Annotated in this window: 13 protein-coding genes; 9 read left to right on the top strand and 4 right to left on the bottom strand. The window is 63.4% G+C overall.

Annotated elements, in window-relative coordinates; translation table 11 throughout:
• Positions 1-10 precede the first annotated feature (10 nt).
• The 3 genes from DXY33_RS10550 to DXY33_RS10540 form a co-directional block, all read right to left on the bottom strand.
• Complete coding sequence (locus DXY33_RS10550; protein WP_115132855.1) at positions 11-1,585, bottom strand: ferredoxin:protochlorophyllide reductase (ATP-dependent) subunit B; 1,575 nt, start codon at positions 1,583-1,585, stop codon at positions 11-13.
• Between the two features lie 4 nt (positions 1,586-1,589).
• A complete protein-coding gene (locus tag DXY33_RS10545; protein ID WP_115132854.1) occupies positions 1,590-2,867 on the bottom strand; it encodes a ferredoxin:protochlorophyllide reductase (ATP-dependent) subunit N in 1,278 nt (425 codons plus the stop codon).
• Positions 2,868-2,979: 112 nt separating this feature from the next.
• Positions 2,980-3,357 (bottom strand): hypothetical protein, encoded by a 378-nt coding sequence (locus tag DXY33_RS10540; protein WP_115132853.1) that lies wholly within the window; start codon positions 3,355-3,357, stop codon positions 2,980-2,982.
• 118 nt (positions 3,358-3,475) lie between these two features.
• On the opposite strand from DXY33_RS10540, the gene DXY33_RS10535 reads away from it, so the two are divergent.
• On the top strand, positions 3,476-4,261 hold the full coding sequence (locus tag DXY33_RS10535; RefSeq protein ID WP_115008700.1) for a BMC domain-containing protein: 786 nt from the start codon (positions 3,476-3,478) through the stop codon (positions 4,259-4,261).
• A gap of 19 nt (positions 4,262-4,280) precedes the next feature.
• On the opposite strand, the gene DXY33_RS10530 is transcribed toward DXY33_RS10535, so the two are convergent.
• The gene (locus tag DXY33_RS10530) at positions 4,281-4,862 is read right to left on the bottom strand and encodes a non-canonical purine NTP pyrophosphatase (protein WP_115132852.1); all 582 of its coding nucleotides are present in this window, start codon (positions 4,860-4,862) and stop codon (positions 4,281-4,283) included.
• 356 nt (positions 4,863-5,218) lie between these two features.
• On the opposite strand from DXY33_RS10530, the gene DXY33_RS10525 reads away from it, so the two are divergent.
• The 8 genes from DXY33_RS10525 to DXY33_RS12900 all read left to right on the top strand — a co-directional run bounded on the left by DXY33_RS10525 (position 5,219) and on the right by DXY33_RS12900 (position 12,788).
• Positions 5,219-5,530: a BMC domain-containing protein gene (locus DXY33_RS10525; RefSeq protein ID WP_006169870.1), complete on the top strand. Its 312-nt coding sequence runs from the start codon at positions 5,219-5,221 to the stop codon at positions 5,528-5,530.
• A gap of 71 nt (positions 5,531-5,601) precedes the next feature.
• Positions 5,602-7,017: a form I ribulose bisphosphate carboxylase large subunit gene (locus DXY33_RS10520; RefSeq protein WP_011363747.1), complete on the top strand. Its 1,416-nt coding sequence runs from the start codon at positions 5,602-5,604 to the stop codon at positions 7,015-7,017.
• 59 nt (positions 7,018-7,076) lie between these two features.
• The gene (locus DXY33_RS10515; protein WP_006043651.1) at positions 7,077-7,418 is read left to right on the top strand and encodes a ribulose bisphosphate carboxylase small subunit; all 342 of its coding nucleotides are present in this window, start codon (positions 7,077-7,079) and stop codon (positions 7,416-7,418) included.
• 101 nt (positions 7,419-7,519) lie between these two features.
• Positions 7,520-9,880 carry a CsoS2 family carboxysome shell protein gene (locus tag DXY33_RS10510; protein ID WP_115132851.1) on the top strand — a complete coding sequence of 787 codons (2,361 nt, stop codon included), beginning with the start codon at positions 7,520-7,522 and terminating at the stop codon, positions 9,878-9,880.
• A 7-nt stretch (positions 9,881-9,887) separates the two neighbouring features.
• Positions 9,888-11,633: a carboxysome shell carbonic anhydrase gene (locus DXY33_RS10505; protein ID WP_115132850.1), complete on the top strand. Its 1,746-nt coding sequence runs from the start codon at positions 9,888-9,890 to the stop codon at positions 11,631-11,633.
• 2 nt (positions 11,634-11,635) lie between these two features.
• The gene (locus DXY33_RS10500) at positions 11,636-11,947 is read left to right on the top strand and encodes a carboxysome peptide A (RefSeq protein ID WP_006850911.1); all 312 of its coding nucleotides are present in this window, start codon (positions 11,636-11,638) and stop codon (positions 11,945-11,947) included.
• On the top strand, positions 11,947-12,198 hold the full coding sequence (locus DXY33_RS10495) for a carboxysome peptide B (RefSeq protein ID WP_011363752.1): 252 nt from the start codon (positions 11,947-11,949) through the stop codon (positions 12,196-12,198). Before DXY33_RS10500 ends, DXY33_RS10495 begins: the two co-directional genes overlap by 1 nt.
• 53 nt (positions 12,199-12,251) lie before the next feature.
• Complete coding sequence (locus DXY33_RS12900) at positions 12,252-12,788, top strand: BMC domain-containing protein (RefSeq protein WP_115132849.1); 537 nt, start codon at positions 12,252-12,254, stop codon at positions 12,786-12,788.
• The last annotated feature ends 16 nt before the right edge of the window (positions 12,789-12,804 follow it).

The raw sequence follows: 12,804 nt of genomic DNA, 5'->3' as shown, positions 1-12,804 counted from the left end.
GTGCAAATACTCATGCCTTGAAGTGGGCTTTTGCGTCATACAGCGTTTCGCTGCTGATCTCTCTGCAGCCCACATCGCGCGCGTAAGCCTCCGTGTTGCGTCGCACCTTTCCCCGTACGAAGAAGGGGATCTTCTTCAGCTCGGCCTCCCCATCGGCCGTCCACTGCAGAGCGCCATCGCCCTCCCCTGGGATGTCACTCAAGCCGGAACTTTCGGCGGCGCCGGCACCACCGGCATGGCCCAGGTGGCTCTGGTGGCCATCCACGAATTCGAAGTCGTGGCGGAACATGCCGATCAGGTGTTCCTCCAGGCCCATCATCAGCGGGTGCACCCAGTCGTCGAAGATCACGTTTGCTCCTTCCCAGCCCATCTGGGGGCTCATTCGGGCAGGAACGTCCTGCACATGCATGGGTGTGCTGATCACCGCGCAGGGAATCCCCAGCCGCTTGGCGCTGTGGCGCTCCATCTGGGTTCCCAGCACCAGTTCCGGTGCCGCTTCGGCCATGGCCGCTTCCACCGCCAGGTAGTCGTCACTGATCAGGGCCTCCAGGCCCAGGGATTTGGCGGCGGCCCGCACGGGCCGTGCCATCTCCCGGCTGTAGGTGCCCAGCCCCACCACCGTGAAACCCAGTTCCTCGCTGCAGATCCGGGCTGCGGCGAGGGCGTGACTGCCGTCGCCAAAGATGAACACCCGCTTGCCCGTGAGGTACGTGGAGTCCACGGATTCCGAATACCAGGGCAGGCGTGAGCGCCGGTAGCCCTCGTCGGGGGCGGGGGGCTCCATCCCCAGCATTTCGTGCACTTCGACGAGGAAATCGTGGGTGGCGCCCACGCCAATCGGCACCGTTCGGCTGAAGGGCATGCCGAAATTGCGCTCCAGCCAGCTGCAGCTGGATTCCGCCACCTCCGGATAAAGGCAGACGTTGAGATCGGCATCCGGGATCCGCTGCAGATCCTCCACGCCTGCCCCGAGGGGCGCCACCACGCCCACATCGATGCCGTGCAGGGTGAGCAGTTTCTGCATCTCCAGCACGTCGTCGCGGCAGCGGAAGCCCAGCAGGGATGGGCCCAACAGGTTCACCCGGGGCCGGCGCCCCTGGTGTTGCCATGCCCTGGGGTCGTGCTGGCTGTTGGCTGGCGCCTGCTCCTTCAGCAGGTTGCGCACCAGTTGGTAGAAGGTTTCCGCGGCCCCCCAGTTCTCCTTTTTGCTGTACGCCGGCAGCTCCAAACTCACCGCCGGCATGGTGAGCTCCATGCCCTGGGCCAGGGCACCGGGCTGATCCTGAATCAACTCCGCGGTGCAGCTTTCCCCCACCAGCAGGGCATCGGGTTGGAAGCGATCCACCGCTTCACGCACATGCCGTTTCACCAGTTCGGCGGTGTCCCCGCCGAGATCCCGGGCCTGAAAGGTGGTGTAGGTGACGGGCGGACGCTGTCCGCGCCGCTCAATCATCGTGAACAGCAGATCGGCATAGGTGTCCCCCTGGGGGGCATGGAGCACGTAATGAACGCCGTGCATGGAGGCGGCAATGCGCATGGCCCCCACATGGGGTGGCCCTTCGTAGGTCCAGAGCGTGAGTTGCATGGGATCAGGCGTGCACGGTTGGGTCGGGGCTGCTGGGGTGGAGGCCAGGTCGAATCAGTTGCCGGCGACGCAACGGCCGCGAAAACAGTTCCGCTAGGTCGCCGGCCTGGTCGATGCCGTGGATCGGGCTGAACACCAGTTCGATCGACCATTTGGTGGCGATGCCTTCGGCCTCCAGCGGATTGGCCAGGCCCATCCCGCACACCACCAGGTCGGGCTGGCTGGCACGAACCCGGTCCAGTTGCTGCTCCACGTGTTGCCCCTCCATCACCGGGACGTCATCGGGGAGCAAGGCCAGCTCGGCAGCCATCTGTTCGCGGTTCAGATAAGGCGTGCCCACCTCCACCAGTTCCATGCCGCATTCCCGTTGCAGAAACCGGGCCAGGGGCAGTTCCAGCTGGGATTCGGGAAGCAGGAAGATCCGCTTGCCCTCCAGCACGGCGCGATGGCGGGCCAAGGCGCTCTGGGCGCGCTCCATTAACGGGTCGAGCACAGCAGCAACCCGTTCATCAGGCAGATGGAAGGCAGCAGCAGCAGCCTCCATCCAGCGGCGACTCCCCTCGGCCCCCAACGGGAAGGGGGCCGTGAGCACCGTGGCGCCGCGGTCGCTGAGCAGGCGCGCGGTTTCCGTGAGGAAGGGTTGGGTCAGCAGCACCGTGGTTCCCGCTCCCACGGCGGGCAGGTCAGTCGATTGCCGGGGCGGCAGGCTGCGAATCGTCTCGATGCCCATCCGCTGGAACAGGTGCATCTGCCGGTCTTCCACGGCATCAGCGAGGGTTCCCACCAGCAGCAACTGACGCTCATCGCTGGCGGGGAGCAGGGGAATGAGGGCTGCCAGTGCCCCGTCTTCTCCCTGGGTGAACGTGGTTTCAATGCCGCTGCCGGAGTAGTTCACCACCCGCACCCGGCCTGTCAGTTCTTCGTTGAGCCGTTCGGCGGCCCGGGCCAAATCCAGCTTTATCACTTCGCTGGGGCAGGACCCCACCAGAAACAGCGTGCGGATTTCGGGGCGGCGTTGCAGCAGTTCCCTGCAGACCCGGTCGAGTTCGTCGTGGGCATCGGCGAGGCCAGCCAGATCCCGCTCGCTGAGAATGGCTGTGCCGAAACGGGGTTCGGCAAAAATCATCACCCCTGCGGCGCTCTGGATCAGATGGGCGCAGGTGCGTGATCCCACCACAAGAAAAAAGGCATCGGGCATGCGCCGATGCAGCCACACAATCGAGGTGAGGCCGCAGAACACTTCGCGAGGCCCCGACTCCTTCAGCAGCGTTGGCCCGGCCATCGGCCGCTCCCTTGATGATCAACCTCTCCAAGTTGCGAATAAATCCGCTGAGGAGTGGAAAGGTCGCTCAAACTCTTTGGGATCGCCCAAGCCAGGCAGGCCCTGCCGCAGCTCAAAGGCGGCGACGGAATCCGTCGTAACGATCTGTGCGATCGCTCTCCTCTGCTTTGCTCAAGCGCCAGACGTTTCGGCTGACCCGGCGGGCAACGAGGCCACCGCGTTCCACCCGTTCCGTTCCGGGGCGGGCCCCCAGCAGCATGCTCACCTCCGCGGTGGTGAGTGGAGCACCGGTTTCGATGGCCAACGAGGTCAGTTCCAGCCGTTGACGCAGCTGGCGCAGACGCTCACTGTCTGCATTTCCAGATGCCTCCAGCCAGGGCAGATCCACCTGGCCGTCCTGCGCAAGCCGTTGCATCAGGCCGAAGCTCACCATCCCAAGGGCTTGATCAGCGTTGAGATCCACTGGCTTCAAAGAAGACTGCTCAGTCATTGCAAGATCTCTAGAGGGGTTCTCCGGACGGTATCGGCTGTTTTTCAAGGCGCAAGACCGCAGGCTCTAACTCTTTATTGGCCCGTTTCTGCTGAATTCGTCCGGTACACTCCCCGCCATGACCCGTTTTGCCAGCTTCGATGCTCGGGAGCGGCGACGCGGCGGTAGTGCTCTCGTCACCGGCACTGAGGTGACCCCCCAGCAGGGGGGGGCGAGCTGTGTTGTGACAACGGATTCGGAGTCGCCTCGGCTATTGCGGCAGAACAGCCATGTGCAGTCGATTGAACTGCGCACCCACGTCTTCATCGACTCGCTGCAGCCGCAACTGGCGGCCTACATGGGTTCTGTGAGCCAGGGATTTCTGCCCATCCCCGGAGATGCCTGCCTCTGGATGGAGGTGTCACCGGGCATGGCGGTGCACCGGGTGACAGACATCGCTCTGAAGGCCAGCAACGTCCGTCTCGGCCAGATGGTGGTGGAGCGGGCGTTCGGCTCGATGGCCCTCTATCACCGCGACCAGAGCACGGTGCTCCATTCCGGAGATGTGGTGCTGGAAGCGATCGGGAGCACCATCGATCAGCGTTCTCCAGCCGATGTGAGCTGGACGGAAGTGATCCGGGCGATCACCCCCGACCATGCCGTGCTGATCAACCGGCAGAACCGACGCGGCTCAATGATCGAAGCCGGGATGAGCATGTTCATCCTGGAGACGGAGCCGGCCGGATACGTGTTGATCGCTGCCAACGAAGCGGAAAAGGCCTCCAACATCACCTTGGTGGACGTGAAAGCGGTGGGTGCCTTCGGACGTCTCACCCTGGCGGGACGGGAAGGTGATGTGGAGGAGGCGGCCGCGGCGGCGATGCGCGCCATCGACCACATCAACAGCAACGCAAGGCTGCGCTGAGCACTCAGACCAGCTCGGATCAGCTCAGGTGCAGAAGCTCACGCAGCTGTGGTGCAAGAGCTCGTGCCGCTTTCCCGCGGCTGCCCAGGCGGCTGAGCTGAGCCGCATTCAGTTCGCCATAGCTGCAACGGGCTTCCCGCACCCAAAGCAAGGATTCGAATCCGCCGCCGGCGTAGGCCGGGGCACTCAGGAGTTCGCCCCAGCAGATTCCCTCCGCCGCGGCACGACAGTTGCCGGAGGGATCACACAACACCATCGTGCTGCGGAAACAGGCACTCCGATAAGGCGATCCCACCAGTTCCTCCAGGATCCGCTGAACCTTGGCGTCGTTTCCCTCGGCGTAGCGGGCCGAATACAGACCAGGTGCCCCTTGGAGCGCATCCACCTCAAGCCCTGAATCGTCAGCCAAGGCCCAGTTGCCTGTGCGCAGGGCGGCAGCGCTGGCTTTCAGCTCAGCGTTCTCGCGGTAGGTGCTCCCCGTCTCTTCAACGTCCAGATCGGCAGGTTGACGCTGCACGTCCAGAGGAAGAGGTCCCAGCATGGCCTCGATTTCAGCAACCTTGATGGGGTTGCCCGTGGCAATGGTGAGCTGAAGCGCCAAGGAGGGCCGTCAAAAGAGGGCCTCCATTGTGCGGGCTGGTTGGGGCTAGGAGCTAACAATCTCTGGATTCGACCCAGCGACACCTGTTTGGGTTGAACATTCCACCCCGTAGCAAGGCTTTGGGAAGGTGACGCAACGTGAACCTATGGAGCTTCACCAGCGCCGACAACGACTTGTGGGGATGTGATCACACGAACTACCACAGCAGACCGGAACAGTGAGGCACAGGGTGATAAGCCCGGCTTATTTGGTTCACTATGGACAGTGATCGGGAATGTCGTCCAAATCGCTTGACGGGAAGGGTTCTGGCGAAGCAATGTCCCCAGCGAACATTCCATCCCTTCTCCCGGTAGGCAATGGCTAACGAAACCATGGGCATCGCCCTCGGCATGATCGAGACCCGCGGTCTGGTCCCCGCCATCGAGGCAGCTGATGCCATGACCAAGGCTGCCGAAGTGCGCCTGATCGGTCGTGAGTTCGTCGGCGGCGGCTACGTCACCGTTCTGGTTCGCGGCGAAACTGGCGCTGTCAACGCTGCTGTGCGCGCTGGCGCTGACGCTTGCGAGCGCGTCGGTGACGGCCTGGTCGCCGCTCACATCATTGCCCGCCCCCACCGCGAAGTGGAGCCTGCTCTGGGCAACGGCAACTTCCTGGGTCAGAAGGACTGAGATCTTCCGCTGAGCCTCTGACGAGGCACGCGAACGTCTCAACCTCTTCACCGACCTAACGGAGTTTTCCCATGAGCAAGAAGTACGACGCTGGGGTCAAGGAGTACAGGGATACCTACTGGACTCCTGATTACGTCCCCCTCGACACCGACCTGCTGGCCTGCTTCAAGTGCACCGGCCAAGAAGGTGTGCCCAAGGAAGAAGTTGCCGCTGCTGTGGCTGCTGAATCCTCCACTGGCACCTGGTCCACTGTGTGGTCCGAGCTCCTCACCGATCTCGATTTCTACAAGGGCCGTTGCTACCGCATCGAAGACGTCCCTGGTGACAAGGAGTCTTTCTATGCCTTCATCGCTTACCCCCTCGACCTGTTCGAAGAGGGTTCGATCACCAACGTTCTGACCTCCCTGGTCGGCAACGTGTTCGGTTTCAAGGCTCTGCGCCACCTCCGTCTGGAAGACATCCGCTTCCCGATGGCGTTCATCAAGAGCTGCTACGGCCCGCCGAACGGCATCCAGGTCGAGCGCGACCGGATGAACAAGTACGGCCGTCCTCTGCTGGGTTGCACCATCAAGCCGAAGCTCGGCCTGAGCGGTAAGAACTACGGCCGTGTCGTCTATGAGTGCCTGCGTGGCGGTCTGGACTTCACCAAGGACGACGAGAACATCAACTCCCAGCCCTTCCAGCGTTGGCAGAACCGCTTCGAATTCGTTGCGGAAGCCATCAAGCTGTCCGAGCAGGAGACCGGCGAGCGCAAGGGTCACTACCTCAACGTGACCGCCAACACTCCCGAGGAGATGTACGAGCGCGCTGAGTTCGCCAAGGAACTCGGCATGCCGATCATCATGCACGACTTCATCACCGGTGGCTTCACGGCCAACACCGGTCTGTCGAAGTGGTGCCGCAAGAACGGCATGTTGCTGCACATCCACCGCGCCATGCACGCGGTGATCGACCGTCACCCCAAGCACGGCATCCACTTCCGCGTTCTCGCCAAGTGTCTGCGTCTGTCCGGTGGTGACCAGCTCCACACCGGCACCGTGGTCGGCAAGCTGGAAGGTGATCGTCAGACCACCCTCGGCTACATCGACCAGCTGCGCGAATCCTTCGTGCCCGAAGACCGCAGCCGCGGCAACTTCTTCGATCAGGACTGGGGTTCCATGCCTGGCGTGTTCGCCGTTGCTTCCGGCGGTATCCACGTGTGGCACATGCCCGCCCTGGTCACCATCTTCGGCGACGACTCCGTTCTTCAGTTCGGTGGTGGTACCCACGGTCACCCCTGGGGCTCCGCTGCAGGTGCTGCTGCCAACCGTGTGGCCCTCGAGGCCTGCGTCAAGGCACGCAATGCCGGCCGTCATCTCGAGAAAGAGAGCCGCGACATCCTCACGGAAGCCGCGAAGCACAGCCCCGAGCTGGCCATCGCCCTCGAGACCTGGAAGGAGATCAAGTTCGAGTTCGACACCGTCGACAAGCTCGACGTCCAGAACTGATCGTCTCAACGGCCGGTTGATGCAACCGGCCACCCCTTTTTCTTACACCCAGGATCCCCATGCCTTTCCAGAGCACCGTGGGTGACTATCAAACAGTCGCCACCCTGGAGACCTTCGGCTTCCTCCCGCCGATGACCCAGGACGAGATCTACGACCAGATCGCCTACATCATTGCCCAGGGTTGGAGCCCGCTCGTCGAGCACGTCCACCCCAGCAACTCCATGGCCACCTACTGGTCGTATTGGAAGCTCCCCTTCTTCGGTGAGAAGGATCTGAACGTCGTTGTCAGTGAGCTCGAGGCTTGCCACCGCGCATACCCCGACCACCACGTGCGCATCGTCGGTTACGACGCCTACACCCAGAGCCAGGGTGCCTGCTTCGTGGTCTTCGAAGGACGCTGATCCTTCGAACCCTTGGTTCCGAGCCCTGACCTGATCAGGGCTCCAGCTTTTTCCGGAGGGGCAAGTGCCCTTCCACCTCACGACGACATCCTCGGGCGGACATGGCAAGACTCTCCAGTCGCGAACTCGCACTTGAACGCCGCAAGGCGCTGACCACTTCCGGTAAGAAGTCCTCGGTAGCGGCTGGTGATGGCGCCAACCGTGTTCGCACCGTTGCTGATGCCCGTCCCACCCGCACCAACGCGGCCGCAGCTGCTGAGCCTGCCTCTGCACCTGCAACCCCCGCTGCTGTAGCTCCGCAGCGGACCACGTCCTTCTCAGCTGCTCCTGCAAAGCGCAGCTCCCAGGTCAAGCCCCATCGCGATCCCAGCCGCGAATTGGTGCTCGCCCGTCGTGATGCCCTGTCCCGCCGCGGTAAGACCGCCGACACCAGCCGCGATCGCAACCGCGCTGATGTTCCCCGTCAAACCAAAGCAGCCGCTCCTGCTGCTGCACCCGCTGAAACCACCAAGAGTTGTGGTTGCGGTGGCAAGCGCGCCGCTGAAAAGGCTTCCCTTAGTGCACCGGCTCCCAAGTTGTCTGCCCGCACAGAGCGCCGTTCGGCCACTCCGAAACGTCGTGCCATCGAGAACCCCAGCCGCGCGCTGGTGCTGGCCCGTCGTGAAGCCATGTCGAAGCATGGCAAAACCGCTGGCAAGCAACCCACCAGTGCAGCCGCCGTTGCCCGTCAGGCCAATCCTGACCTCACTAGCCGTGAGCTCGCCCAACAGGTGCGTGAGCTGCGCACCAAGGCCGGTGCCCGCAACAAGCAAAGCGCTGGTGTGACCCGCCCCACCGGTCCCAACCGCCACGGCGCCAAGCAAGCCGCTGCCGCTGATGCCCACTGGAAGGTGGGTGAAAGCACCACCACCGGTGGCCAGACCGTGACCGGCACCCAGGCCAACCGCTCGGTGAAAACCACCGGTAACGAGGCCAGCACCTGCCGTTCGATCACCGGTACCGAGTACCTGGGCGCCGAGGTCTTCCAGAGCTTCTGTCAGACAGCTCCCGCTGCCACCACTCCGGCCAAGGTGCGCGTCACCGCCACCAGCCATGGCAACCGCGTCACCGGTAATGAAGTCGGCCGTTCCGAAAAGGTCACCGGCGATGAGCCCGGCACCTGCAAGAGCGTGACCGGCACCGAGTACATCTCTGCTAACCAGTCCGCTGCCTACTGCGGTGGTGGCGTGACCTCCCCGCGCAAGGTAGGCCACAGCCTCACCGAACAGGGGCGTCCTGTGAGTGGTGTGATGGTGGGTCGCTCCGCCAGCGTTACCGGTGATGAAGCAGGTGCCAACCGCAGCCTCACCGGCGATCAGTACCTTGGTTCAGATCCTCTTACCGAAGGTCGCCCTGCCGCCAAGGTGGGTCTCTCCGGAACCCTCTCCGGCACTGGCGTGACCGGCACCATGGTCGGCCGTTCCGCTCAGGTGACCGGCGATGAGTTCGGCTCCTGCCACCGCGTGACGGGTGATCAGTACGTGAGTGCTGAGCAGGTGAATGCGTTCTGTGGCGGCAAGCCCGAGCCCGAGGCCGCCAAGGTTGGCTTCAGCATCACCAACCGCAACCAGGTGGTGAGCGGCACCCGTACGGGCCGTTCGGAGAACGTGACTGGCGACGAGCCCGGTAGCTGCCAGGCTGTCACCGGAACCCCCTATGCAGGTCTTGAGCAGGCCGGCCAGCACTGCGGCACCCCTGCAGTTCAGGCCATCCGTGAGCGCACGCCTGTGCGTGTTGGCACCCCCTCCGCTGCCATGACCGGCATCCAGCCTGGTGTGGGTGGTGTGATGACCGGCGACAAGCGTGGTGCATGCGAAGCAGTCACCGGCACCCCTTACGTGGGTGCTGATCAGCTGGCCGCTGCCTGCGGCGCTGACGCTCCCGCTGGCACCGACACCCACGGAAAAGCTCCTGAGGGTGCTGCCTGGACCCGCTTCAGCGTGGTGTCTCCCGCCCGTGCTGCCCAGCAGCAACGTGAGGCCGCCTCTGGTGTGACGGGTACCTCCTATGAGCAGGGGAATCGCATCACCGGCCCTTTTGACATGGCTGGTGGCAAGGTGACCGGTACCGAGCAGTTCCGCTTCGACAACCGCGAGTTCCAGAACCGTCAGCAGCGCCAGTTCCAGCCCACCGTGGCTGTGGTCAGCGAGCCTTCCGAGAAGCCTGCATCCCGGGTGACCGGCGAGGGCTCCTCCACAAAGATCACTGGTGACGACTGGGATCGTGGTGAGCACGTGACCGGTACTGAGGGTGCTTCGGCCCGCCGTCGTAACCCCAGCCGTCCTGGCCCGATGAGTGCCATGTCCCCCTTCGAGCGCAAGCGCAACGAGGAGAACGAATGGCCTGTGAGCCGCGTGACCGGTTCCAGTGGCAACACCGAGAAGGGTTCCCTGATCACCGTCTCCGGCGGCGCACGGGGCTGATTCATTGATGGTTCGCTCCAAGCCTCTCCGTGGCGGGCGACCTCAGGCCCCCTCGGCACCTACCAGACGTCAGCTTCAACAGCTGGCCACAACCTCTGATTTCGTTCAGACCTCGTCTGACGTGGAGTCCTCCACTCGCAAGGACGCTCTTGATCGGCGCCTTGCCCTCACCACTGAGGGCAAGGCCGCTCAACTGGGCGGCGCCCCGGTCGGTGGTGGTCGGATTCGCTCCAGCAAGGACGTTCAACGTCCCGCATCCACTCAGCCGGGCTGGGTCCGCCGTGAGAAGGCATCCACCCGGGCGGTTCCTTTCAATCTGAGCCGCAGCTCTCTGCCGATCACCCACTGGCGTCATCCGTTGACGGATGCAGCGGCCAATGCCCGTCTCCAGGCCTACGAGCAGGAGATCAAGGGCCGCTTTGATCGGATCGTTCCCCTGCTCCAGCAGGTTTCAGCGCTTCAGCACGAAACCGATTTCATTCCCCAGGCCCAGCGGTTGTGCCGGGCCGAACTCGGTTTTGATCTGCCGGATCACATCCTGCAGCGGGCCTGGGTTCGCCCCCTCGACATGCGTGCCCTGTTCGCCTGGTGCGTGTTCGAAAGCCACCGGCTGTTCAGTGACCGCTTCTTCCAGGACGATCCCCTGGATGCCGGTACGGGCAGTGCTGCCTCCCGGGAGTTCGAACAGTTCCTGCTCGACTGCGGGATCCATCTGCTCGACCTGACGCCCTGTGCCGATGGTCGGTTGGCTCACACCGTGGCCTATGCCCTGCGCATTCCCTTCAGCGCTGTGCGTCGCCGTTCCCACGCTGGCGCTATGTTCGACGTGGAGAACACGGTGAACCGCTGGGTCAAAACCGAGCACCGTCGCTACCGCGAAGGTTCACCCAATCCCTCCACGGAACCGACCCGTTACCTGAAGGTGGTGACCTACCACTTCAGTTCCCTCGATCCCTCCCATCAGGGCTGCGCTGCCCATGGCAGCAATGACGAACTGGCGGCAGCGGCGGGTCATCAACGCCTGCTCGATTTCCGTGAGTCGGTGGAAAACAGCTTCTGTTGCGGTGCCTCCGTTGACCTTCTGCTGATCGGCCTCGACACCGACACCGATGCGATCCGGGTGCATCCCCCAAGCCGTGACAGCGAAATGGTGCTCGACCGCTGGCTCTGCGCCAGGGAACTGCATGCCGCCACGGCATCGATGAGTGCCGATCAAGCAATGGCACAGATTGCTGAAGCCGTTGAGAGCTCTGCTCCTGGACCGATGGATGCCGGGATGGTGTCGTTCCTGACCCGTTTGCTCGCCAATAACTTCTCCCAGATCGACTACGTGCAGGATCTTCACGGGGGCACGTACCCGGATGCCGGGCACGCCGAGCGTTTCATTGGCGTTGGCATTGGTTTTAAAGAGGTGCATCTGCGCAACCTCACCTATTTCGCTCACCTCGACACCGTCGAGGAGGGCGCCCCCGATCTCGATGTGGGCGTGAAAATTTTCAAGGGTCTGAATGTGTCCAGGGATCTGCCGATTCCGGTTGTGGTGCGTTTCGACTATTCCGGCCGCGTGCCGGGTGCTCGGGAACGGGCCATCGCCGATTGCCAACGGGTGAACCAGGCCATCGCCGATCGCTACGCAGCTCTCGTTGATGAGGGTCTGCTCCACACTTGTCTCACCATTCGCGACCGCAACCAGACGGCTCCGGCCGAGGTCGTCGGTTCCACGCTCGACCCGCAACTTCCGGAGGCTCACTGATCATGCTCATCGTCAAGGTCGTCAAGCCGCTCGTTTCCACCAACCGGATTCCCGATTTCGAGCACAAACACCTCCAGGTGGTTCTGGATGGCAGCACCAAAAAGGTGGCCGTCGATGCGGTGGGTGCGAAACCTGGAGACTGGGTGATCTGCGTCAGCAGCTCGGCCGCCCGTGAAGCTGCCGGCAGCAAGTCGTATCCCAGTGACCTCACGATCGTGGGGATCATTGACCACTGGGAACCCGACCCCCCGAAGACCTCCGCTCCCTCTCCATCCCCCAGCCCCAGCAAACCCGCGGGAGGCAAGGCCAGCTGATGGAGATCATGCAGGTGATGGGAACGCTGGTCTGCTCCTACCGGGTTGCCGGTCTGGATCACATGCACCTGCGCATTCTCAAGAACAACAAGGGCAAGAAGCTGGTGGCTGTTGACCCCGTGGGTGCCCGTGAGGGCAACTGGGTGTTCACCGCCAGCGGTTCGGCTGCCCGGCATGCCTGCCCTGACAACACCGTTCTCACCGATCTCACCATCGGTGGCATCATCGATTTCTGGAATCCGGACGGATAGGGATCCTTCATTTCCCTCCGCCGTTTCCGTTCCGCTTCCACACCTACCAATCCATGGCCACTCCTTCCCCCACCCCCCGTCGTCGTACCACCCGCAGCACCTCCGCGGCGAACAAGACTGTGGACGTGAAGCCTGTGGCAAGCACTCCTGCTCCCGCGTCGACTCCTGCGAAGGCAGCTCCTGCTTCAACCACCCGTCGTGCGTCCACCACAACCCGTCGCAGCAGCGCTTCCAACACCGGATCCGGCGGCGGCTCAGCCGTCACCAAGCCCGCTGCCACCCCTTCCCCCATCGTTCCCGGTGTGGCACTGGGCATGATCGAAACCCGCGGCATGGTTCCTGCCATTGAGGCAGCCGATGCGATGACCAAGGCTGCTGAGGTGAGCCTGATCTGCCGTGAGTACGTGGGTGGTGGCTACGTCACGGTGATGGTGCGTGGCGAAACCGGTGCAGTGAATGCCGCTGTTCGTGCCGGTGCCGATGCCTGCGAGCGCGTGGGCGACGGCCTCGTCGCTGCTCACATCATTGCCCGTCCTCATAAAGAGGTGGAGCCGGTGTTGGCCGGCAGTGGTGCAGCTCGCCGCAGCTGAAGGCATAAAAGCCTCC

It is taken from the genome of Synechococcus sp. N26 (assembly GCF_900473975.1).
Lineage (GTDB): Bacteria > Cyanobacteriota > Cyanobacteriia > PCC-6307 > Cyanobiaceae > Parasynechococcus.
This window is presented reverse-complemented; position numbering and strand designations above follow the sequence as displayed.

Excerpts from the sequence above, each read along its gene's own strand:
- DXY33_RS10535 (WP_115008700.1), top strand. The coding sequence starts at position 3,476 with ATGACCCGTTTTGCCAGCTTCGATGCTCGGGAGCGGCGACGCGGCGGT.
- DXY33_RS10550 (WP_115132855.1), bottom strand. The coding sequence starts at position 1,585 with ATGCAACTCACGCTCTGGACCTACGAAGGGCCACCCCATGTGGGGGCC.
- DXY33_RS10545 (WP_115132854.1), bottom strand. The coding sequence starts at position 2,867 with ATGGCCGGGCCAACGCTGCTGAAGGAGTCGGGGCCTCGCGAAGTGTTC.
- DXY33_RS10505 (WP_115132850.1), top strand. The coding sequence starts at position 9,888 with ATGGTTCGCTCCAAGCCTCTCCGTGGCGGGCGACCTCAGGCCCCCTCG.
- DXY33_RS10525 (WP_006169870.1), top strand. The coding sequence starts at position 5,219 with ATGGCTAACGAAACCATGGGCATCGCCCTCGGCATGATCGAGACCCGC.
- DXY33_RS10510 (WP_115132851.1), top strand. The coding sequence starts at position 7,520 with ATGGCAAGACTCTCCAGTCGCGAACTCGCACTTGAACGCCGCAAGGCG.
- DXY33_RS12900 (WP_115132849.1), top strand. The coding sequence starts at position 12,252 with ATGGCCACTCCTTCCCCCACCCCCCGTCGTCGTACCACCCGCAGCACC.
- DXY33_RS10540 (WP_115132853.1), bottom strand. The coding sequence starts at position 3,357 with ATGACTGAGCAGTCTTCTTTGAAGCCAGTGGATCTCAACGCTGATCAA.
- DXY33_RS10520 (WP_011363747.1), top strand. The coding sequence starts at position 5,602 with ATGAGCAAGAAGTACGACGCTGGGGTCAAGGAGTACAGGGATACCTAC.
- DXY33_RS10495 (WP_011363752.1), top strand. The coding sequence starts at position 11,947 with ATGGAGATCATGCAGGTGATGGGAACGCTGGTCTGCTCCTACCGGGTT.
- DXY33_RS10515 (WP_006043651.1), top strand. The coding sequence starts at position 7,077 with ATGCCTTTCCAGAGCACCGTGGGTGACTATCAAACAGTCGCCACCCTG.
- DXY33_RS10500 (WP_006850911.1), top strand. The coding sequence starts at position 11,636 with ATGCTCATCGTCAAGGTCGTCAAGCCGCTCGTTTCCACCAACCGGATT.